This window comes from uncultured Gimesia sp. (genome assembly GCF_963972345.1).
GTDB lineage: Bacteria > Planctomycetota > Planctomycetia > Planctomycetales > Planctomycetaceae > Gimesia.
In genome coordinates, this window is sequence record NZ_CAXAVM010000126.1 from 1 (window position 1) to 20,859 (window position 20,859).

20 protein-coding genes are annotated in these 20,859 nt (G+C 52.0%); 13 read left to right on the forward strand and 7 right to left on the reverse strand.

Translation table 11 applies throughout. The annotated features are described in order from the left end of the window. The 7 genes from AACZ40_RS19080 to lptB all read left to right on the forward strand — a co-directional run. Positions 1 to 508, forward strand: a 508-nt coding sequence (locus AACZ40_RS19080) for a cbb3-type cytochrome c oxidase subunit I (protein ID WP_339675458.1), incomplete at its 5' end; no start/stop codon positions are given. Next, on the forward strand, positions 508 to 1,572 hold the full coding sequence (locus AACZ40_RS19085) for a cytochrome c oxidase subunit 3 (protein WP_291168141.1): 1,065 nt from the start codon (positions 508 to 510) through the stop codon (positions 1,570 to 1,572). The genes AACZ40_RS19080 and AACZ40_RS19085, both read left to right, overlap by 1 nt. An 83-nt stretch (positions 1,573 to 1,655) precedes the next feature. Next, entirely contained in the window at positions 1,656 to 2,159 is a 504-nt protein-coding gene (locus AACZ40_RS19090) for a cytochrome C oxidase subunit IV family protein (protein ID WP_339675460.1), read from the forward strand. 104 nt (positions 2,160 to 2,263) lie between these two features. Continuing rightward, positions 2,264 to 2,908: a cytochrome c oxidase subunit 3 gene (locus AACZ40_RS19095; protein WP_291168145.1), complete on the forward strand. Its 645-nt coding sequence runs from the start codon at positions 2,264 to 2,266 to the stop codon at positions 2,906 to 2,908. Between the two features lie 273 nt (positions 2,909 to 3,181). Beyond that, on the forward strand, positions 3,182 to 4,888 hold the full coding sequence (gene lepB, locus AACZ40_RS19100; RefSeq protein ID WP_291168147.1) for a signal peptidase I: 1,707 nt from the start codon (positions 3,182 to 3,184) through the stop codon (positions 4,886 to 4,888). 132 nt (positions 4,889 to 5,020) lie between these two features. After that, on the forward strand, positions 5,021 to 6,883 hold the full coding sequence (lepB, locus tag AACZ40_RS19105; protein ID WP_291168149.1) for a signal peptidase I: 1,863 nt from the start codon (positions 5,021 to 5,023) through the stop codon (positions 6,881 to 6,883). Between the two features lie 162 nt (positions 6,884 to 7,045). Further along, entirely contained in the window at positions 7,046 to 7,828 is a 783-nt protein-coding gene (lptB, locus tag AACZ40_RS19110) for an LPS export ABC transporter ATP-binding protein (protein ID WP_291168151.1), read from the forward strand. A gap of 81 nt (positions 7,829 to 7,909) precedes the next feature. Here lptB and AACZ40_RS19115 read toward each other — a convergent pair whose 3' ends face one another. The 5 genes from AACZ40_RS19115 to AACZ40_RS19135 form a co-directional block, all read right to left on the reverse strand. Beyond that, positions 7,910 to 9,013: a hypothetical protein gene (locus AACZ40_RS19115; RefSeq protein WP_291168153.1), complete on the reverse strand. Its 1,104-nt coding sequence runs from the start codon at positions 9,011 to 9,013 to the stop codon at positions 7,910 to 7,912. A gap of 197 nt (positions 9,014 to 9,210) precedes the next feature. Then, positions 9,211 to 9,417: a hypothetical protein gene (locus AACZ40_RS19120; RefSeq protein ID WP_291168155.1), complete on the reverse strand. Its 207-nt coding sequence runs from the start codon at positions 9,415 to 9,417 to the stop codon at positions 9,211 to 9,213. A 68-nt stretch (positions 9,418 to 9,485) separates the two neighbouring features. Then, positions 9,486 to 10,373 carry a DUF6677 family protein gene (locus AACZ40_RS19125; protein WP_291168157.1) on the reverse strand — a complete coding sequence of 296 codons (888 nt, stop codon included), beginning with the start codon at positions 10,371 to 10,373 and terminating at the stop codon, positions 9,486 to 9,488. A 263-nt stretch (positions 10,374 to 10,636) separates the two neighbouring features. Continuing rightward, complete coding sequence (locus AACZ40_RS19130) at positions 10,637 to 11,419, reverse strand: SDR family oxidoreductase (RefSeq protein WP_291168159.1); 783 nt, start codon at positions 11,417 to 11,419, stop codon at positions 10,637 to 10,639. A gap of 388 nt (positions 11,420 to 11,807) precedes the next feature. Then, on the reverse strand, positions 11,808 to 12,140 hold the full coding sequence (locus tag AACZ40_RS19135) for an iron-sulfur cluster assembly accessory protein (RefSeq protein WP_291168161.1): 333 nt from the start codon (positions 12,138 to 12,140) through the stop codon (positions 11,808 to 11,810). 431 nt (positions 12,141 to 12,571) lie between these two features. Between AACZ40_RS19135 and AACZ40_RS19140 the strand changes: the two genes are divergently transcribed. The 6 genes from AACZ40_RS19140 (at position 12,572) to AACZ40_RS19165 (ending at position 17,329) form a co-directional block, all read left to right on the forward strand. Further along, on the forward strand, positions 12,572 to 13,597 hold the full coding sequence (locus AACZ40_RS19140) for an HD domain-containing protein (protein ID WP_291168163.1): 1,026 nt from the start codon (positions 12,572 to 12,574) through the stop codon (positions 13,595 to 13,597). A gap of 55 nt (positions 13,598 to 13,652) precedes the next feature. Next, positions 13,653 to 14,492 (forward strand): diaminopimelate epimerase, encoded by an 840-nt coding sequence (dapF, locus tag AACZ40_RS19145; RefSeq protein WP_291168165.1) that lies wholly within the window; start codon positions 13,653 to 13,655, stop codon positions 14,490 to 14,492. Positions 14,493 to 14,588: 96 nt separating this feature from the next. Next, the gene (locus tag AACZ40_RS19150; RefSeq protein ID WP_291168167.1) at positions 14,589 to 15,080 is read left to right on the forward strand and encodes a DUF2752 domain-containing protein; all 492 of its coding nucleotides are present in this window, start codon (positions 14,589 to 14,591) and stop codon (positions 15,078 to 15,080) included. A 97-nt stretch (positions 15,081 to 15,177) separates the two neighbouring features. Next, positions 15,178 to 15,870, forward strand: coding sequence for a hypothetical protein (locus AACZ40_RS19155; protein ID WP_291168168.1), 693 nt, complete (start codon positions 15,178 to 15,180; stop codon positions 15,868 to 15,870). 62 nt (positions 15,871 to 15,932) lie between these two features. Beyond that, positions 15,933 to 16,628 (forward strand): hypothetical protein, encoded by a 696-nt coding sequence (locus tag AACZ40_RS19160; RefSeq protein WP_291168169.1) that lies wholly within the window; start codon positions 15,933 to 15,935, stop codon positions 16,626 to 16,628. A 353-nt stretch (positions 16,629 to 16,981) separates the two neighbouring features. Then, on the forward strand, positions 16,982 to 17,329 hold the full coding sequence (locus AACZ40_RS19165) for an amidohydrolase (RefSeq protein ID WP_291168171.1): 348 nt from the start codon (positions 16,982 to 16,984) through the stop codon (positions 17,327 to 17,329). A 22-nt stretch (positions 17,330 to 17,351) separates the two neighbouring features. On the opposite strand, the gene lepA is transcribed toward AACZ40_RS19165, so the two are convergent. Both lepA and AACZ40_RS19175 read right to left on the reverse strand, forming a co-directional pair. Continuing rightward, positions 17,352 to 19,160: a translation elongation factor 4 gene (gene lepA / locus AACZ40_RS19170; protein ID WP_291168173.1), complete on the reverse strand. Its 1,809-nt coding sequence runs from the start codon at positions 19,158 to 19,160 to the stop codon at positions 17,352 to 17,354. Between the two features lie 52 nt (positions 19,161 to 19,212). Further along, a complete protein-coding gene (locus AACZ40_RS19175) occupies positions 19,213 to 20,241 on the reverse strand; it encodes an ROK family protein (protein WP_291168175.1) in 1,029 nt (342 codons plus the stop codon). Positions 20,242 to 20,859 lie beyond the last annotated feature (618 nt).

Here is a 20,859-nt window from a genome sequence, read left to right on the forward strand (position 1 = left end):
GGGTTCTTCGCTGGTCGGACTGTTCGCTGCCGTCCATCACTGGTGGCCTAAAATTACCGGGAAGATGTTCAGCGAGTTCTGGGGACGGATTGCCTGCCTGGGTGTCTTCCTCGGCTTCAACCTGACTTTCTTTCCTCAGTTCCTGCTGGGAACACGGGGTATGCCTCGCCGGTATTACACGTATCTGCCGGAATTTCAGAATCTGCATATTCTGTCAACCTGCGGCGCCTATCTGCTGGGTCTGAGTTCAGCGTTGATGGCTGCCACTTTAATTTACTCAGTATATCGTGGCAAAAAAGCACCAGCCAATCCCTGGGGAGGAGCCTCTCTGGAATGGCAGTGTTCTTCACCACCACCAGCCAATAACTTCGATCATCCTCCCTTGGCCGGAGATCCTTACATCATGGAATCCGTCGTTTATAATGAGGAAATCGGAGGTTACGTTCCCGTTGAATGTCAAGGGGCTAAAAAGGGCTCTGTGACCGCATCAGGAGATAAAGAAGCTTAATGAATACCGCGGCCACCACTACCACAGACGATCATGCTGACAGCCACGATCATGAACACCATGATCCCCGGCTGGCGCATCACTTTGATTCTCATCAGCAACAGTTTGATACCGGGAAACTGGGCATCTGGCTGTTCCTGGTGACCGAGGTGCTGTTCTTCAGCGGCCTGTTCGGCTTTTACGCCGTTTATCGATCATTGCATCCGGAAGTGTTTCTGTACGCCAGCCAGTTTCTGGATACCGTACTCGGTGCAGCCAATACGGTCGTTCTGCTGTTCAGCAGTCTGACGATGGCCTGGGGCGTACGTTGTGCACAGTTGGGACAGACGCGGGGCCTGATGGTCTGCCTGGTCGTCACGCTGGCATGTGCTGCCATCTTCCTGGGTGTGAAATCATTCGAATACACCGAGAAAGCCCATCACGGACTGTTATGGGCGGGCATGTATCACAGCCCGGAACATCATGACGCCGCTGCCGCCGATGGTGCAGCAGGGGCGGGCGACCATGCTCACGATGAGGCTGCTGCAGCAGGTGATCACGGTGATGATGAACTGTTCGAGAAAACCAAGCATACACTTTCCTACATGACGACAGTTCTGTGGGTTGTGATTGTGATTTCCGGAATCGCGCTGGGTCTGCTGTTCAAAAATCCCAATAAAAAGACGCTGGCTACAGTCGCCGGCTGTGTTCTCGTTTCAGCGGCCGGGATGGTGATTGGCGCCTATTCCAGTATTGGTTATCACCATTTCGGACATGCGGAGAAGCCCACCGATGAAGAGATCCTGATGGCGGAAACCGTGCCTGCCGAATATGCCGCTCAGAAAGAAAAAGTGCCCGAACCCAAACTTGCGGGCACCTTCTTCAGTGTTTACTTCTGCATGACCGGTTTACACGCCATCCATATTATCGGCGGCATGATTGCCATCAGTTGGCTGATTGTCAGAACGGCACATGGTGCGTTTACAACTTATTACTTTGGCGCAGTGGATTTCGTCGGACTGTACTGGCACCTGGTCGACCTGATCTGGATCTACCTGTTCCCGCTGCTGTACCTGATCAATTAACGTTATCGAATTTCCCCAACTTTTATGAGAGGCAGTTCTGCCTCTCTGCAGTTATCAGATAAAGACACGAAAGTATATTCATCATGTCAGATCATGTTGAAAGTGATGCCCACGCAGAAAATCCCCAAAGCTGCCACGTGCACGTTGTACCGGTTAAGGTGCTGGTGGGTGTGTTCCTGGCATTAGTGGCATTGACTGTCGTGACCGTGGAAGCTGCCAAGTTTGACACCGGAAGCCTGGATGTGATCGTCTCGATGGCGATTGCGACAGCCAAGGCAACACTGGTCGTCTTTATCTTTATGCATCTCTGGTACGATAAACCATTGAACCGGCTGGCATTCTTCTTTTCGATCGTGTTTGCCGCCTTTTTCCTCTGCATGATTCTTCTGGACTCGCACGCCTATGATGATTACGTGAAAGGCTTCCAACAGGATCAGGCTGCGATTGCAGCACCTGCGGCAGCGCCGGCCGCGGCACCAGATGCAACCCCTCCAGCAGACGCCCCTGCCACTGATGCGCCTGCCACAGACGCCAAAGCGGCTCCAGAGAAAAAGACCGAGCCTGAAGCAAAACCAGCTGAGAAATAATTTCCAGCCTGACTGAAAATTCAGACGAGAGAGATCTGATACAGGGGCCGGTCAGTCACAGTTACTATGTCAGTCGTTCCGCTGTTAACCGATAGCAGGTCAGCATGTCAGCCTCCCGGAATCGCTCCCTCCGACATCGATTCGCGCAATTATTTACCTCCCGGGATCGCTTAAGTCAGCGGGATTTTGGACTGGCAATTTTCCTGTTCAGTACCACTGTCCTGTTTATCGGCGGATTGCTGGCATATGTCATCGTCCGTTCGAATCTGTCGAAACATCATGAACCGGTGAATCTGGTGATTCCCCCCGCGCTCTGGCTGAGTACGGTTCTGTTGATTCTCGGAAGTATTTCCATTCAGCGCGCCGTGTATTATGTTAAACACGAAAAACAGCAGCCGTTCCGCAACTGCCTGAACCTGACATTTCTGCTGGGCGGCGCGTTTTTTGTGATTCAGACGATCGGGCTGACTCACCTCTTACAACAGCATTCCGATATTCTGGTGAGCCTCAAAGAAATAAAAAATGCTGCCAATTATCCCAGCAGTTATGGTGCGTTATTTACGTTTGTCTTAGTCCATGCACTTCATTTTTTCATCGCGTTCGGATTTCTGGGACTCGTAATTTACAATGCCTATCTCTACCTGTATGACCATGAATATCACTGGGGCGTCCATGCCTGTGCTGTCGTCTGGCATTTCCTCGGGGTCATCTGGATCTGCATGCTGCTGCTGTTTTATGTCGTGGGGTAGCGCCCCTTCTGCTGAACGATCGAAGCGGTTGTTTGTGGTACGATGGCAGACATCTCACTCCTCGCTGGAGATGCCAGTGGAAAACAGGAACAGGCTAAGTCATCTTATTACAATGTCTTAAGTTGCTTCCCACAATTATTCCCACTGATCGAGTGGGGAGAGGGGGAAACGCTATTTCCTCTGCCCTGCTGCTTCTATTAAAATAGATGACCAGTCGTAATTCCACCTGGAAACCGGATTCCGGTTCTACCGTTTCTCTATTTGTCTGTCGCGATGCACCACACTTCCCGTCAACTCGAAAATCAGGCTAAAGAGTTGCCGCAGCGTTCGAGTCTGTTTCGGCTGGTGCTGGAGGCCGTGGCTTCACTGGCGATTGCCGTCATACTCTTTCGAACGTTCGCGGCGGAAGGTTATATGATTTCGACCGGCTCGATGGCGCCCTCTCTGCTGGGATATCATAAGCAGGTCACCTGTCCTCGCTGTCATTATTCGTTTACTTATGGCGTCGCCTATGATGATAGCGTCTCCGCCAGCCAGCAACAGGACACGGCCACTGACGGACTGGGATTTTCTCAGGCCGGGCAATATGCGACCTGCCCCAACTGTGATACCAATTCGATTGATCTGGCTCAGGTGCCCCGCAACGAAGGGGACCAGTTACTGGTGTTTAAACACGCTTACTACCTCAAGCCCCCCGCGCGCTGGGATGTGGCTGTGTTTCAGAATCCAATGAAGCCGACCCAGGCGTATGTCAAACGGGTGGTCGGCCTGCCTAGTGAAGCCGTGCAAGTCAAAGAAGGTGATCTCTATATCAATGGAGAAATCCAGCGTAAAGATTTGAAGACGCAACGTGCGGTCCGCTTGCTGGTGCACGATCATCAGTTTCATCCATCTGAAGATGATTTTTTTCAGCCCCGGTTTTTTCCCGTGGAAGCAGACTCCGATCAGGAACAGAATCAGGCAGACGCAGCTGCCTGGGAAGAACAGCCAGCCGGGTTCGTATTTGCCTCGGACAGCAGGGATGCAGATGCGTGGTCCTGGGTGAGGTATCAGCACTGGGTGAGGCAGGGAGGACATTATCAGACAGAAGTCCCGCTGGAGCACTGGCCGGAGGAAATCGAGAAACCCGAACCCGTGCTGGCTCCCATTCAATATGATGAATTAAAACAACAGCTGACCTGTAAAGGAGCGATGCCGGCAGAAGACTGTCATCGACTGTTGAACCAGACGGAGGACGATGCGTTTCGATATGCCGTGGCACTGCTGTATGAAAAATCGCATGTGGCTCCCGTCATGGATCGGTATGCCTATAACTCGGGAGTTGAAAATCAGACTGCAATTCCCGTGCATGATTTTCTGTTTACATGCGATCTGCAGGCGAAGTCACCCGAGGGAGAACTGGCGATTGAACTGTTCGACGGCCAGCATCACTTTCGCAATATCATCGACTTCCGACAGCGGCAGGTTAATCTGTTTATCGATGATCGGAAACAGCCGATACGTAGCGGACCATTCCGCAGCGACTTTCAATCGCAGCCCGTCAAACTGGAGATGTCGGTAATGGATCGTCAGGTTCTGTTTGCCATCAATGGAGAACTGGTTTTTCAGCCACTGCTCTTCAGCGAAAATTCAGAGCCGCGAAAAGAGATTCGGATTCCCCTGCAGTTTGGCGCCCGGGGAGGATCATTTAATCTGACAGGCCTGAAACTTTACCGCGATATTTACTATACACGTGGCAAAGGTCTGCATGGGATTGATGAGCCCTACCAGCTGGATGAGAACAGTTATTTCATGCTGGGCGATAACAGCCCGGTGTCCCTGGACAGCCGCAGCTGGGCTGAGGGAAAAGTGGATCAGAAATACCTGCTGGGCAAACCATTTCTCGTGCATTTACCCTCGCGGCAGGGAGAGGTCAAAATCGGTGATCATATAGGTCACATCCGCATTCCAGATTTCACCCGAATTCGCTATATTCACTGATAGAAATGCATTTATTTTAGAAATAATTCGAAAACAGTTCATAAATCAGAGCCCGCAGCGAATGGACAGATCTGAGACACAGATTCGATCCCCCCGCTGCCCGGGCATATTAGATTTGACAGGTTGTCGGTCATGGCCAAAAAAATTGAAAAAGCAAAACTGAAAAAAGTTCCGCAGGATCCGGTCGAGAGCAGCACTGCCGAAAAGGAGCAGGGCAAAAGTCGCCACAATGAAATGCGCGATACTATCGAATCGATTATCATTGCGCTGGTCTTTGCATTTGTGTTTCGCGCCTACTCAGCCGAAGCGTTTGTGATCCCCACAGGTTCGATGGCTCCCACTCTGTATGGGCGTCATAAAGAACTGCATTGCGCCGAGTGTGGTGTGAAGTATGCTGTAGGAGCCAGTGATGAGCTGGTCGAAAAATCAGAGTACTATCTTCCGGACAACAAGGTCACCGGTGCGTTCTGCCCGAACTGTCGCTACTACACGAACCTGCAGAATGCGATGCCCTTTACCGGGGACCGTATTATCGTCAATAAATTTCCCTTCGATTACGGAGACCCCGGTCGCTGGGATGTGATTGTGTTCAAGTATCCCGAAGCGTCACAGACGAACTATATCAAACGACTCGTCGGCCTGCCCGGTGAAGAAATTCAGATTTCCCGCGGCGATGTTTACGCCCGTAAAAATGAAAAAGAGCCGTTTCAGATTCTCCGCAAAGACAATCTGGACAAGCAGCTGACGGTTCAGCAACTCGTGTATGACGATGATTATCCCCCTCGCGAAATCCTGGAGTATGGCTGGCCTGAGCGCTGGTCTCCCATGCAGCAGGTCAAGCCGGTTGAAACGCGGTTTGAAGATCTCAAGCAGTCTGCCTGGGAACTGGACCGCGTTGCGCGAGCCTATCAGTATAAAGGGACGACAGCCAAAGCCGACAAGCTGGAGTGGCTCCGCTATCAGCATATCGTACCCCGACAGTCAGAATGGGCCTTACTGCAGGAAAATCCCGAACTGTTCACCCAGACGATGCTCTCTTCGCCTCCGCAGTCCCGTCTGATCAGCGATTACACCGCGTACAATAACTATTCGGGTGGGTCTTCTTCCGGCGCATTCACTTACGATGCGGCATTCTGGGTCGGCGATCTGACGCTCAGTTTTGATGTCGAGATTCAGTCGGAAGCAGGTGAGTTGCTGGTGGAGCTGATGCGCGGAGATCGACATTTCCGGGTTCGTTTTGACGTCAAAACGGGACAGGCGAAACTGTATTTTGTAGAAGATTTTCCCAATCCCGAGCCAGTCGAAACCGAACTGACCACGGTGGAGACAGACCTCAAAGGGCAGGGGGGCTACTCCGTCATGTTTGCGAATGTCGATCAGAGGCTCTGTCTGTGGATTAACGGTTCAGTCGTTGATCTGGGAGCAGCGTCAGAATACCAGCCTCCGGTTTCACCAGCACCCCGCGAGGGCGATCTGGCGCCGGCAGGGGTTGCAGGTGTGGGGATTGATTTTACCGTTTCGCATCTCATGCTGCAGCGTGACATTTATTATCGCGCGGATGAGTATTATCAGAATCAGGAATATTCGGGCGATCGCAGACACTTATGGGAACTGCTCTGGGATCCCGCCGCCTGGAGCCGTCAGTACGAAGATCACCGCCAGCAGGTCCGGTTTGATCAAATGTCCGACGATGAGTTTTTTGTGCTGGGCGATAACTCCGCCCGCAGTGCCGACAGTCGTCTCTGGGGGAATGCACGCCAGGCAGAACGTCGGCACGCGGTCCCCCGTTCTGCGCTGGTCGGAAAGGCCTTCATGATTTACTGGCCACATGGGATTCCGTTTATGAATGATGGTCGGGGCTATTCACCCAGTGTCGGCCCGCTCAAGCGGTTTTTCTACCACCAGACGCGTCCGGGAGTGTATCCCGATGACCCGTATGCCAAGCTGTCAATCCCCTTTTATCCTAACGTTTCCAGGATGAAACGCATCCGCTGACGTGAGTTACAGTTAACCCTGGCGTCTCTCAAGCTGTTATACACGACTACAATCGCACTTTCCCCATATGAGTGAAATCGATATTTAGCCGAATGGTATAATTTAGTAGAATCAGCTCTCGTGTGAGTTTTGATTGCGGTTTCGTCAAGGAGGACGAGTACGATGGCATTGCTGGAATGTGTAGGTCTGGTCAAAGATTATCCCGGTAAACGGGCAGTGGACGGCGTCGACTTCTATGTGGAGCGCGGCGAAATCGTCGGGTTGCTCGGTCCAAACGGTGCCGGCAAAACGACCACGTTCCGGATGTCCTGCGGGATGGTGGCCCCGACGAAAGGCCGCGTCTATCTAGAAGGCACAGACGTCACAAACTGGCCCATGTACAAAAGGGCCCGGCAAGGCATGGGCTACCTGCCTCAGGACGAAAGCGTATTTGTGAAACTTTCGATAGAGCAGAACATTTATGCGATTCTCGAATTTCTGGATGTCACCCGCAAACAGAGACATGAAACCGTCGACCGCTTGCTGGATCAGTTTGGTCTGACCGCGAAGCGTAAACAGATTGCTTCCACCCTGTCCGGCGGAGAACGAAGGCGGCTGGAAATCGCCCGCTGCCTGGCCAGTTCACCCGAACTGATCCTGCTGGATGAACCGTTTACCGGAATCGACCCGGTGACGATTCACGATATTCAGGATATCATTGCCGACCTGCGCGATGATGGCATTTCGATCCTGCTCACTGACCACCGGGAGCGGGAAACGTTAACGATTACCGACCGCAGCTATATCATCTCAGCCGGTCAGGTACTGGTCAGCGGAGATGCAGAAACCGTTCTCAGTGATGCTTCCGCACAGGCGCTCTACTTTGGAAAACGATTCGACAAAGGTTCGATCATCGAAGGACGTGAAGCGTTTGGAACGCGTGGCATGGATCGAGATGCTGCGTGAATTTGATGCTGTAGCATCTCCCGGGCCATTTGGAACCGGGTAGCATAGCTTGAGAGGCGCCAGAGTGATCTCTGAAACGCCCTACGGTTCGCTGCGGTAACGACCAGGCTGCCATCGCAATGCCGCCCGTCCAATACTCATGGAGTCCGTCAGGCGATCCATACAGATGCCTGCTGCAGGCAGCAGGATCAAGTCTCCCGGACTCACCGGAGCATGGTCGTTATTTTCAACGACTTCGTCCAGTCGCGCCAGGATCGTGGGAATCGTGGATGAAATCGAATTCCCGTAGTTCGGCAGATTGTTCAGGAAGTCGGCGGAGATGGGAATCTGTTTTGCCGCAGCAATCATGGCTTTGAGCAGTTTGCCGCTGGGCTGATGCGGGGCAATCAGAATACGATTCGCCGTACCGGAAACTTCATTATAAGACTTCAGGCATGCTTCCAGCATCAGGTCCACCCCGTTGAGGAATACGGATTCGCCATCCATATGCATCACGAGTTTGTGTTCCGGCTGTCCGCGGAAGTCGTACATGTCTCCCTGTTCGGTCCAGAACAGAGGCACATCCGGCTTACGGCGTTCTTCCGGAATGTATTCGGTTGATGTTTCCACATGCAGCAGTGAATGCCCGGGACCACGCCACAACGTAGTGCCCGTAGCGCCGGCAGAGACGATGCCGCAGAATGCCTTGTCTGAGGAATCGTGCCAGTGCTCGGGAGTTTCAACAGTCAGCAGCGGAATATGCACGCCCGCCGGCTGGTCTTCCAGCAGTTGGGAAGCCCGGTTCAGCAGTTCAACAAATCCGACGCAGCCGTAGTTTAAAGCGATAAATCGCTCGGCGGGGACTCCCAGTTTTTCACTGAGCTGATCGCATAGAAGGCGCGCTGACTGGTTGCGGGTATGCGAATGGCACAGCAGAATTGCCGGGCAATCTGCCCAGTCAAAGCCGACGGTCAGTTGCAGTTTTTCTGCAATCGCAGTCGCGATATCCAGTGGTGAAAGGTCTGGCTGCAACAGGCGTCGTGTTTCGATGCCCGTAGAGCGGCTGATCGCTTTCACGCTGGAAAAACCGGCGCTGAAACCCTGGTGAGAGAGTGTATAGACACTTTCATTATCTAATAGTTCAAACAGATCTGTGTGATCTGCCAGATCTACGATTTCTGTCAGTGCAAATCCATTAGTCTGCATAAAATAATCCCAACCTCGCAATTGCAGAAAGGGAATCCATAGCCCCGCAATCGTCTGAGTATGTGCAACATTAGCCTAAAGTGCAATTGAATATAAATAAATGAGAATGTTTTTTTACAAGTCAAAAAGTTTCTGCGGCAAACTTTAGCATGGGAGGATCCGAGATATGTCCGGTGCAGAAACGGGTGCCTGCCTGTTCACAAATTCCACGAAAGCATAGCCAGTAATGTCATCAGCGCTCCCATGATTATGACAGAGGTGAAAAAAAACCTGATTGCCCGTTGGATAATAATTTGCGGTATCTCATAGCGTGTTGCGTTATACACCAGGCTGATCACTGCCAGCAGCGGAATCAGATACACGACAGCATTAACCTGATTGGCAAAAAGCAGTGAAACGGTCATGTCGAACAACACCTTTATTTTCAAAACGGGATACATGTAGCCCAGGCTGTTTAGTGAAACTCTCCGGGTCAGGCCTTGGCCGGCTCCGGCAGTTTATCATCCGGTTTCGTTTCTTCTTCATCACCTCTGCCGTAAGCGGGCCCTTCAAAGGCATCCCAGATGGCCAGCAGGTTTAACAGGCCGGCGATCCAGGTGAAGACCACAGCGAACTCGTAACGTTTTCCTAATTTTTTGTTGATATCATCCAGTTCATGGTCGGTTAACGGCATTTCAAACCAGTTCAGGAAGGAACGGGGAATCGCGCCTTCAATATGCCCGGTATCGGTACGTTTCCCGTTGACTTCCCGTACCACGGCGCACTCAAGAGGCCGGCTCTGATCTCCCCCCAGTGGAAAGCCGATCCCGACAGGGTCCGCCAGTTGCAGTGTTTCAATTGGTTTATTGTCCAGGGTACCTTCAAAGGTTCCCGTGACTTCAGGACCAAATTCACCGGGTACCGTAGTCAGTTTAATATAGCCATCCAGTTTGCCGTTGATATTGTTGCCATCATCGCCCCGATCAAGCAGGGTTCCCTTGAAGGGGGCCTCCAGTGGGAGTTCCATCCGATAAGGGTGCGTTTCAAAAAAGCTGGCATCAGCGCCTTGCCGCGCGACATTATTGGGGGCTGCCATTTTATTGTAGCGACGGGCCTGGATCAGTGCGGGCAGTGCCGGCAGGCCCACGCCCACCTGTGCAAAATAGCCCAGGTTTCGTTTGCCTTCACGGGACTGATAATACACGGTTTTCCAGTCGCCCAGTGCCATGCCACAGAAAAAAGTACTCAGGATGCAGAAGCAATAGATGGCCGCTTTAAATGTTCTTCCCTGGTAGAAATGTCCTGCACCCGGAATGAGGAATGCCAGAATTGCGGCCACCACCGGATTTTTTAAATCGATTTTATTCTGACTCTCAGTCATTTCAGGACCCTCAGGGAATTCCTTGGATGGTTTACGTATCTGGGGTGTTCGCTTTTCAGACGCTGATCTTAGTGATAACACGATCAAATCAGAAGCGTAGACCATGATTTATAGCAGGCACGGGCTCGAGCGCCGGTGTCTTATAGTGTATCGGATGACGAATAACAGGCCTAGGCCAACCTTAAGTCTTTGCAAAGTCAGGGGTTGAGAGACACTGTGTCTGCAGGAAACACGGCTGGCCTGTCAGTTCGTTTCAAATAGGCTTACTGGCCTCCCTCTGAGCGTTTTGACCACCAGGGCAGGCTGATTCCCCCGTCGATCGTCGAAGTGCCTCCCGTCATGTAATCTGCGTCGGAGCTGGACAGGAACGTCACCAGTTTGCCGACTTCGTTAGGCATTCCCAGACGTTTCCAGGGAATATTTTCCGCACCGGCCTGCAGTTGCTCATCGGTGAAGAACTTTCGTTCGCCGGGGGTATCAATCCAGCCGGGATGTACGGTGTTGACACGGATTTTATGCTGTGCAAATTCGATGGCGGCCGTTCGCGACATGTGATCGATGGCGGCTTTGGCCATATTGTAGGCAGCAGAAGTGGGAATGGCGATGACCGCGTGTGGCGAGCTGATGACCACGATGGAACCGCCGTTGCCCTGTTTCACCATCTGGGTGGCAGCAGCACGCACTCCAAAGAAGGCACCCCACATGGTGACATCGATGGTCCGTCGGAAACCTTCCATGTCGGCTTCGAGAATCAGTTCCCGGTCGCTGTAGGCAGAATTGGAAACGAACAGGTCCAGGCTGCCAAATTCTTCGGCGACCCTGGTGACGGCGGCTTCTACCGATTTCTGATCGGAAACATCAGCCTGAATGGTGATGGCCTTCACGCCGTACGAGCGTGCTTCTTCAGCCGCTTCTTCTGCTTCCTCGGGATGAGAGCGGTAATTGATGGCGACGTTGGCACCTGCTTTGGCCATCTCCATCGCACAACCCCGTCCGATGCCCCGGGAGGCCCCCGTTACGAGCGCATTTCGCCCTTCCAGTTTCATGGTTTTACTTCCTTAGTCTGTATTCCATAAGTAATGATTTGAATTGCACTTCTTGAGAGGTACCCGCTGTCGCTGCGAGCCAACGCTGCCTGGTTTCTCTACTGGAAGTAAATACGGTGATTGGGAGCTAGCTGCCTGCTGTCCCGCACCCGTGAATCCACGCAGGTGCTTCTGCAGTGGTATCGTTACGTCGGCCAGACGGCTTGATTCCCAATGGACTCATGCTCCGGAAGCAGATCTCCGGGCACGAGGCTCATAATCATGCATTACTGTAAACAAGCGCGGCCTTAAAACAAAGAAAACCGAGGAGCATTCTCTGCTCCTCGGCAAAATCTTTCCATGCCTCAATCAATCGCGAATCTGTGTCGCTGAGAAGGGGGGTACCGTCTCAGGCAGAGAAACTGCTGCCACAGCCGCAAGATTTGACAGCGTTGGGATTGTCGAATGTGAATCCCCGTTTTTCGAGGCTTTCATAGTAGTCCAGAGTCGTTCCGTCCAGGAAGAGATCGCTTTTTTTGTCGACGACCACTTTGATCCCGTGTTGCTCGGACAGGTTATCTTTTTCTTCGTCCACTTCGTCAACGAAGCGGAAATCGTATTGAAAACCACTACAACCACCAGAAGAGATTCCGATTCTTAAAAGAGAACCTTCGGCGACGTTCTGGTCTTCCATATACCGCTTCAGTTCTTTGGAAGCATTTTCAGTAATTGTGACAGCCATGGAAATGTGTCTCCAGTTTTAAAATGTAGTTGGGTAACTAAACCTTTGAATATTTGATATCGGCGAAAACAGGTTCCGAATCTCAAAAATGCTCCAGAAATCCGCGAGCCTGCGCACCTTGCTTTCGCTCCTGACATTATAGCAGGAACGCTATCTTTTCCGAGATGCATTTTCAGCTGGAGCGATTGAATCTTACGCTTTTTTGTAAGTAATGGCATTATATCACTTTATTCCAAGGTAAATCCAGCCGTTCCCGGGGGAATTTCCCTCAAACCGTGGGATAATTTGCAGGAAGAGCCTGTAAATTTAAATGGACTGCTTTATCCTGATTTTCATCCGACTGGTGAACAGACTGTTTTGCACTCGGTCGGGTTCCATCCTAAAATAGTGATCAGCATCATTTTCGGGTTTTCCAGAGAGAGGACTGCTGCATGAATCAATCCCATCAATTATTGTTATTGAGCGAAATGGAGCCTGGTCAGTTTGCTGACAGTTTCGTGTTGCTGGTTTGCCGTGAACGCGCTACGACCCGGGATGGAAAGCCCTATTTTCGCGTTCAATTTCGCGATCATGCACTCACAGCGACCGCGATGATCTGGAGCGACACTGCCTGGTTTACGGACTGTGAAACCAACTGGGCAGAGGGAGAGTTTTATAAAGTCCGTGCCCGTTATGAGGAAAGCAAGTATGGTCCCCAGCTGGACATCGATCGAATCCGTCCGGTCAACAAGGATGATGCCGCCGATGGTTTTGATCCGGGCATGTATTATTCGCGCTCCCGCTTTTCCAGCGAAGACATGTTCGCAGAGCTGACAGGCATTGTGCACGAACAGATCACGGAACTCCCGCTGCAGAAACTCGTGCTGGACATTCTGGAACAGTATGCGAGTCAGATCAAAACGATTGCCGCCGCCAGCAGGAATCACCATTCCTTCACGGGTGGCTTCCTGGAGCATGTGTTATCGGTGACAAAAACTGCCTGTTTTCTGGCAGACAAGTATCAGAACTATTATCAGCAGATGCAGCCGCCATTGAATACATCGCTGGTCGTTGCCGGGGCAGTCCTGCACGATATCGGCAAGCTGATCGAACTGGAATATCGACCCCATGGTTCCCGTTATACACCGGCGGGCCGTCTGATTGGGCATATTCTGCTGGGGCGGGACCTGGTACGCGAACATGCTGCCCGGATTGAAGATCTTAACCCGGAGACCCTGCTGCGATTGGAACATATGATCGTTTCGCATCAGAATCTGCCGGAATGGGGTTCGCCGATTGCCCCGCATACGCCGGAAGCACTGCTGGTTCACTATGCGGATGACATCGACGCCAAATTTTATATGATGGCCAGCACACTGGAAAATATTCCGCCCGGAAACGAAGATGAGTTCTCCGGTCGAGACAATGCGCTCCGCCGCAGCATCTTTCTGGGACTCAAGTCTCCGGAATCCACCTGAACATCCCGAATTGAAACTGAAACGATTCAGCGACTAAGCGAATAGAAGAAAAACAATGAAATTCACGAAAATGCACGGGGCCGGCAACGACTATGTTTACGTCAACTGTTTTGAAGAGACGTTGCCAGAGGATATCGCCAGCCTGGCGGTTGCCGTCAGTGATCGACATACGGGCATTGGCTCCGATGGACTGATTCTGATCTGCCCTTCTGAAAAAGCAGATGCACAGATGCGGATGTTTAATGCAGACGGCAGTGAGTCGGAAATGTGTGGGAACGGCGTGCGGTGTGTCGCCAAGTATGTTTACGATCACGGCATTTCTAAGCAGCAGACATTAAAAATCGAAACCGGGGCAGGTGTGCTGAGCCTCGATCTGGAGCTGACAGGCGCGAAGGTCGGCCAGGTGCGCGTGAATATGGGAAAACCAATTTTGACCAGCGCTGAAATCCCCACGCTGCTGCCGGGCGACCCTCCCGTCAATGCGCCCCTGGAAGTAGGAGGGCAGACCCTGGAAGTAACCTGTGTCTCCATGGGCAATCCTCACTGCATCACGTTCGTCGACGAATTGAACGACCACTGGGTACACGGCATCGGACCCCAGGTGGAAGTCCATCCCGCATTCCCCCGAAGGGTCAATGCCGAATTTATCGAAGTCGTGTCACCAGCCGAGCTGAAGATGCGCGTCTGGGAACGGGGCTCGGGGGAAACCCAGGCTTGTGGAACGGGGGCCTGCGCCTCTGCCGTTGCAGGAGTGCTGACCGGTCGGTCTGATAGAAATGTACTTATCCACTTGCCGGGCGGCGATTTACGTCTGGAGTGGGCAGATTCGGATGAAGTGTTTATGACAGGTCCCGCAGTGGAAGTCTATCAGGGAATCTGGAGTGGACCGCAGTAATTACGGGGGAGGGCCAGTGTGAAAGACATATTTTTTGAAATGGTCTTGCAGTAAAATAATAGAACTGATAAACAACGGTTTCTCTCATTTCTCAATATGAATTCCCCTTTAAAACCTGAGACCAATTCGACAGGCAGTTCATTCCTGTCAGCATTTCGTACTTTGCATCCGGGCGTTTCCGTTGGATGGAAAATACGATTCCTGCTGATTGGCTGGAGTCTGTTTCTGATCGCGGGCTTTGGAGTGGCCATTCAAACGATACCGGATTCACGTGGATTCGGTACCCATCAAAAACTCGGTTTTGCACCTTGTGTTATAAAATCTCGATTTTCCATTCCCTGTCCCAGTTGTGGGATGACAACTTCCTTTTCACATTTTGTTCGAGGCCAGATCCGTCAGTCTGCCGAGGCTAATACCTCTGGTTTGATACTGGCAGTTGTCTGCCTGGTGATGATTCCCTGGTCCTGGATCAGTGTGTATTGTCGCAGGCTCTGGCTGGTCTCCCAACCTGAAACCTGTCTGCTCTGGTTGATCTGTGGTCTGGTATCGATCACGATCGTCGAGTGGGTATTACGATTGAACTTTTAATAGACAGGCTCACGGGATTCCCGGTGGGCCGCCCTGTGCCTTCCTGAATATCCAATCTCGAAAACTCTCTGCGGTTCTAGCCAAGGATGGCTGAAAGATGCGAAATAGAATGACGAACGACCATCAAAAGTGGTTTCACCAGCGGTACTGTGCCGTCGTCTTACTGCTGCTGGTTTCAATAAGTCTCAGTGGCTGCTCGCTGTTTGTAATGGCGGGTAAGATGTTTTTTGGTGACCCGCTGATGACCTGTGAATTTACCAGGCAGACCAAAATCGATTTGATTGAAGATCAGAAAAAAGTCCTGGTGGTCTGCTCGACTCCGGAATCGATTCGCTCCGATTATCCGTCGCTGAATTATGATCTGCTGGAGCAGGTTACGTATCGACTGCGTCGCGAAAATATCAAAGTCATGGACACCGGTGAGGTCGCGACCTGGCTGGACGATAACGGCGGGGTCTGGAACGATGTGGATGAACTCGCGGAGAATTTTGAAGTCGACTATATCATTCATGTCGACATTGATGAATTTGACTACCGTGAACCAAACAGCCCAAATCTGCTCAGAGGCAAAGCCTACGGCCATATCTCTGCTTATGAAGTCAATTCGATTGACGGCATGAAACGGGCGCTGGAAATTTTTAACGTGGAATACACGTCAGAATACCCCAGTCATCTGCCGGTTTCGATTGAACAGGAATCAGAAGCCGTGTTCAAGAAAAAATATCTGGATCGGATTGCCGATCAGATAGGTCGCTTCTTCTATAATTATCACGCGGGCGACCCCATCTGATCGCAGGATACCTGACAAAACGCAGACCAGAAAATTATTTCGGAGTTGTGAAGGATCACACGATGACAATTTTATCGAATCAACAATCTGTAGTGAAACAGTTTTTCCAGACCGTCTCGAAGCTGGCGCTGGTCTGTGTACTCTGCACCACACTGACAGGTTGTAATTATTTCATTCTCATCGGATACCTGATTGGTGGTCCCCCTTCCATCGAGCCCGATTTCGATGCCCAGACTCAGAAGTCGATGACGGGTAAAGATGTGACGGTTGCCATCGTCTGTTATGCACCGCTGGAACTGCAGTATAATTTCGATGGAATTCATAACGATCTGGCGAAGTACACCACGTTTCAATTACACAGTCATGGCGTCAAAGTGGTCAATCCGGACCGGATTCGTGCCTGGCTGGATGAGAACCCTGACTGGGACAAACCCGAAGAAATCGGTGAAGCCTTTGACGTGACGTATGTGATTCATATCGAACTGCATAAATACAGTCTGTATGAAGAAAACAGCTCGGACCTCTATCGCGGTCGTGCGGAAGGCATGGTCACCGTCTACGAAATGGATGAGGCCGGCGAAGGCGAAAAATTGTACAGCAAGGAAATTACTTCGTTCTATCCGCTGCGGGCACCCCGGGCGACTTCCGAGACGACCTTCTCCAAGTTCAAGAAAGAATATCTCGGACGCCTGAGTGATGAGATTGGCCGCCTGTTTTACGAATACTACAACGGCGACGATTTCACACACGCAATCTGAACGGGACTGTGTCCCGTTTTACTATAACGTCTCCAGGATCATTTGGGCCGAGTGCTTTGTCAAGCTGGAAATTGAGGGTTGGGGGTGTTGTTTACGTGCTCCGTTGTCGCACTCTCGTGATATCGATCAACCCAAAATTTAAAAATGACACTCCACTAGTATCATCGATGGAGAGACGCTCAGGATAAGTGGGCTTCGCTCCAGAACCGGCTTCAGGTCGAGTCGATCAATCTCCACTCTTGCAACTGGTTCCGCGAACCGTTAATTTTCAAAGCGTAGCGCAAGCACTCACGTTCTCTGGTGAGGTTTATGCCATGGGAAATCGTAGTTGAGTTTCAAGGTAGTGATACGAAATGTCTGTAAGTAAAGAAGAGGCCGTGGCACGCAGCCAGATTATTCTGTCGCATGCCTGGATGGTCCGGACGTTCGTCAAGCACAGCGAAGAGGTGGAAGATTTTCCGGAACTGAGCAACATTGTCCGGGCTGTGTTCGATGCCTCGCGGGCTCTGGAAACACGCGTGGATGATCCCGATGCTTACCTGAAGATGTTGCGGAAAAAAATCAGTAAGCTCCGCAAGGCCACGGACCAGTTTGCCATTGATGCGCCGGAAGCCTCCCTGCATACGAACTTCGAGCAGGCCGTCATCTCGATGAATGCCTGCACGAAAGCGCTGGAAGAACTGCTCGCACAGGTGGAGTAAACAACCAGAGCGCTGTTGTCGGTTATTCGTCCTTGGTGGCGTCGAGTACGGCCAGGAATGCTTTCTGGGGAATTTCAACCTGTCCGAACTGCTTGAGCCGTTTCTTGCCCTCTTTCTGTTTTTCCCACAGCTTGCGCTTCCGGGTGATGTCACCACCATAACATTTGGCGGTCACGTTCTTTTTCAGGGCTTTGATCGTTTCGCGAGCAATGATCTTTCCGCCGATGGCAGCCTGGACGGGGATTTCAAACTGATGCTTGGAGATCTCTTCCTTCAGGCGTTTTACCAGGGCACGTCCACGGCGTTCGGACTGCGAGCGGTGCACGATGGTCGACAGGGCGTCGACTTTTTCGCTTTTGACGAGAATATCCATTTTCACCAGGTCAGCCGCGCGGAAGCCGAGGATTTCATAATCCATCGTTCCATAGCCGCGGGTGGCACTCTTCAGGCGGTCGTACATGTCGTACACGATTTCGGCGAGAGGTAACTCGTAAATCAGCTGCGCACGGTTTGTTCCCAGGTACTCTGTATTTTTATAGATGCCTCGTCGATCCGCACACAGCTGCATCATGGTGCCAATATTTTCCGCCGGCATGATAAACGTGACCAGGGCGATGGGCTCGCGGAATTCTTCAATGCGGCTGGCATCGGGAACATCCTGCGGGTTATCGATGTGCAGGACATTGCCGTTCCGCTCCAGGATTTCGTAGGTCACGTTCGGTGCGGTCTGCAACAGATCGATATTGAATTCCTGCTCCAGTCGCTGTTGTATGATTTCCATATGCAGCATACCCAGGAAGCCACAACGGAACCCGAAGCCGAGTGCATCACTGGTTTCCGGAACGAAGCTGAAGCTGGCATCGTTCAGGCTCAGCTTTGATAATTCGTCCCGCAGCTTTTCGAAGTCGGTTGCTTCAATCGGGTACATGCCGCAGAAGACCATCTGTTGAGGTTTCTGATAACCGGGCAAAGGTGCTTCGGGCAGATTCCGCGGGTTGGCGATCGTATCCCCCACGTGGACGTTGTCGAGTTCTTTCGCGCCGCTGACGAGGTAACCCACCTGTCCGGGACCCAGTGATTTGACCGCTTTCATGTGAGGCGTGAACTGGCCGATTTCGATGATGTCCAGTTTGGTGCCGCCCCGCATCAGCACGACGGACTGCCCTTTTTCGATCGTTCCCTGAACCACACGCACGTAGGTAACAACGCCGCGATAGTGGTCGTATTTACTGTCAAATACCAGCGCTTTGAGTGGCGCGTCCGCCAGACCATCCGGCGGTGCGATGCGTTCGACAATCGCGTCCAGAACTCCCTTGACTCCCACACCTGTCTTGGCACTTACCATCAGCGCTTCGGAAGGGTCGAGTCCGATTACGGTTTCGACCTCTTCCAGTACTTCCTCGATGCGCGTGACCGGCAGGTCGATTTTATTGACGACCGTAATGATGGTCAGGTTGGCGTTGATGCTGGCATAGGCGTTCGCCACGGTCTGTGCCTGGACGCCCTGGAACGCATCGACCAGCAGCAGCGCTCCTTCACAGGCTGCCAGGCTGCGGGAGACTTCGTAATGGAAGTCCACGTGGCCGGGTGTGTCGATCAGGTTGAGTTCGTACTTCTCCCCCTTGTATTCATGGTAGATCACAACGGTCCGCGCTTTCACTGTAATTCCGCGTTCCTGCTCAATCTGCAGGTCGTCCAGGATCTGTGCTTTGAATTCGCGTTGCGTGATGGCACCGGTCTGCAGCAACAGCTGATCAGCCAGCGTACTCTTGCCATGATCGATGTGGGCGACGATCGAAAAGTTTCGAATCAGACGGGGCTCTGTAGCCATAAATGGAATCTCGTTTTCTTATGAAAGACAATCCGGGACGAGTGAGTCCGGATCAGTTTTTATCGTTCGCTTCTTCTTTGCGGCAGGCCAGGCGGGCACACCCGGCGACACCGATGTAACCTGCATCGGATCCCAGTTCTGCAAAGTCGATGATCGTGTTTTCGTAGGGGACTTTAAAGGCACGCTGTCTGGCTTCTTCCCGGATGCGCTGCAGGAAGCGCTGTCCGAGTTCAGAGTCCCTGCCACCGAAGGTGACAGCACCGCCAAACAGGATCATGTCCGGGTCAATCGTATGCATGAGTGTCGTTGTTCCCACACCCAGGCACATTGCCGATTCCATGATCAATTCAATTGCCAGTTCGTCCTCCTGTTCAGCCGCCTGTGAGATCAGCAGGGGAGACAGTTCCTTGCCCCCTTCGATCATCGAGTGGAGCAGTGAGCTGCGTCCTGCATCCAGAAGTTCCTGGCAGTGACGTACCAGCGATTTCCCGCCAGAGTACGCTTCCAGTGTTCCATATTGTCCCGAATCACACAACCGGCCGTTGGTCATTTGAATAATCATATGCCCGCATTCACCCCCGTGGGAGTGACGACCTTCAATAATCATCTCATCTATTATAATACCACAACCCACGCCCGTGCCCAGAGTCCAGAGTACCAAGCTGCGTGCCTCGCGGGCTCCCCCGATCCAGTATTCGCCGTAAGCGGCAGCATTGGCGTCGTTTTGATAGATCGTCTTTTTTCCGGAATAATGATCACATACCGTCTGGCGGATCGGAAAACCTTTCCAGGTAGGCAGGTTGGGCGGATCAACCAGTTTACCGCCCGGAATGTCCATGGTACCCGGAGTCGCGATGCCGATGGCTTTGATGTCGTCCATCGTAAACTGGCAGTCTGAAAGCACATCCGTAATCGCCTGGTAGATGTTTTTCAGTCCGGCGTCAACGCCTTTATCCACTTCCGTTTTCGTCTTGCAGAATGCCAGGGACTTGCCATTGTCATCGACGATACCGACTTTGACATTCGTTCCACCAATATCAATGCCGACAAAATAGGGACCATTATGTTTTGCCGGATTCATGCTGGTGTGTGTTCCTCTGGTCTGGTTTGATTTCTGAAAGCCATTGGTTCCAATGGTCAGGGGTTACGCGGGAGTCGGTTTTCAAAAGTGAATGCCTCCGGACGCAACACGATCCTGCATTGACAGGGAGTACTCGAAGTCAGTCAGAGGAAGGTCAGCTGCACACCGGGAAGTATAGCCGAGCAGGCCGGAATGATGCAATCATCAAGCGGCCAAATTCAGTTCGGGAACCGTCCGGTTTAAGGCCCAAGAAGCGGTTTCTACTGGATTAAGGTGCGAATTTCTGACGGGGCGGACAGGCCGTCGCACAGCAGATGTCAGAATGCAGTTCCAGGAACTTTCAGGAAAATCACTCAGCAGAGGCCAAAAATCCTTGGCGCCTCGCTTCAATTGGGACAGGATGAAATGCATGGGTCCTGCCTGTTTACCACTAATTCTCAACATTTCCGAGGCATGAAATGAGATTTCAACTTCGATTCTTCCTACTCCTGCTGGTTTGCTGTCTGACTGTTCCGGCTTCCCCGTTACCTGCCGCAGAGCCGCAAGCCGCACGACCTAATATCATATTATGTATGACCGACGATCAGGGCTGGGGCGAAACCGGCTTTATGGGACATC

What these genes read in the sequence shown, in the direction of transcription:
- lptB (WP_291168151.1), top strand. Translation starts at nt 7,046, where the DNA reads ATGGCATTGCTGGAATGTGTAGGTCTGGTCAAAGATTATCCCGGTAAA.
- lepB (WP_291168147.1), top strand. Translation starts at nt 3,182, where the DNA reads ATGCACCACACTTCCCGTCAACTCGAAAATCAGGCTAAAGAGTTGCCG.
- AACZ40_RS19125 (WP_291168157.1), bottom strand. Translation starts at nt 10,373, where the DNA reads ATGACTGAGAGTCAGAATAAAATCGATTTAAAAAATCCGGTGGTGGCC.
- dapF (WP_291168165.1), top strand. Translation starts at nt 13,653, where the DNA reads ATGAAATTCACGAAAATGCACGGGGCCGGCAACGACTATGTTTACGTC.
- AACZ40_RS19155 (WP_291168168.1), top strand. Translation starts at nt 15,178, where the DNA reads ATGCGAAATAGAATGACGAACGACCATCAAAAGTGGTTTCACCAGCGG.
- lepB (WP_291168149.1), top strand. Translation starts at nt 5,021, where the DNA reads ATGGCCAAAAAAATTGAAAAAGCAAAACTGAAAAAAGTTCCGCAGGAT.
- AACZ40_RS19160 (WP_291168169.1), top strand. Translation starts at nt 15,933, where the DNA reads ATGACAATTTTATCGAATCAACAATCTGTAGTGAAACAGTTTTTCCAG.
- AACZ40_RS19090 (WP_339675460.1), top strand. Translation starts at nt 1,656, where the DNA reads ATGTCAGATCATGTTGAAAGTGATGCCCACGCAGAAAATCCCCAAAGC.
- AACZ40_RS19165 (WP_291168171.1), top strand. Translation starts at nt 16,982, where the DNA reads ATGTCTGTAAGTAAAGAAGAGGCCGTGGCACGCAGCCAGATTATTCTG.
- AACZ40_RS19120 (WP_291168155.1), bottom strand. Translation starts at nt 9,417, where the DNA reads ATGACCGTTTCACTGCTTTTTGCCAATCAGGTTAATGCTGTCGTGTAT.
- AACZ40_RS19175 (WP_291168175.1), bottom strand. Translation starts at nt 20,241, where the DNA reads ATGAATCCGGCAAAACATAATGGTCCCTATTTTGTCGGCATTGATATT.
- AACZ40_RS19140 (WP_291168163.1), top strand. Translation starts at nt 12,572, where the DNA reads ATGAATCAATCCCATCAATTATTGTTATTGAGCGAAATGGAGCCTGGT.
- AACZ40_RS19130 (WP_291168159.1), bottom strand. Translation starts at nt 11,419, where the DNA reads ATGAAACTGGAAGGGCGAAATGCGCTCGTAACGGGGGCCTCCCGGGGC.
- lepA (WP_291168173.1), bottom strand. Translation starts at nt 19,160, where the DNA reads ATGGCTACAGAGCCCCGTCTGATTCGAAACTTTTCGATCGTCGCCCAC.
- AACZ40_RS19085 (WP_291168141.1), top strand. Translation starts at nt 508, where the DNA reads ATGAATACCGCGGCCACCACTACCACAGACGATCATGCTGACAGCCAC.
- AACZ40_RS19095 (WP_291168145.1), top strand. Translation starts at nt 2,264, where the DNA reads ATGTCAGCCTCCCGGAATCGCTCCCTCCGACATCGATTCGCGCAATTA.
- AACZ40_RS19115 (WP_291168153.1), bottom strand. Translation starts at nt 9,013, where the DNA reads ATGCAGACTAATGGATTTGCACTGACAGAAATCGTAGATCTGGCAGAT.
- AACZ40_RS19135 (WP_291168161.1), bottom strand. Translation starts at nt 12,140, where the DNA reads ATGGCTGTCACAATTACTGAAAATGCTTCCAAAGAACTGAAGCGGTAT.
- AACZ40_RS19150 (WP_291168167.1), top strand. Translation starts at nt 14,589, where the DNA reads ATGAATTCCCCTTTAAAACCTGAGACCAATTCGACAGGCAGTTCATTC.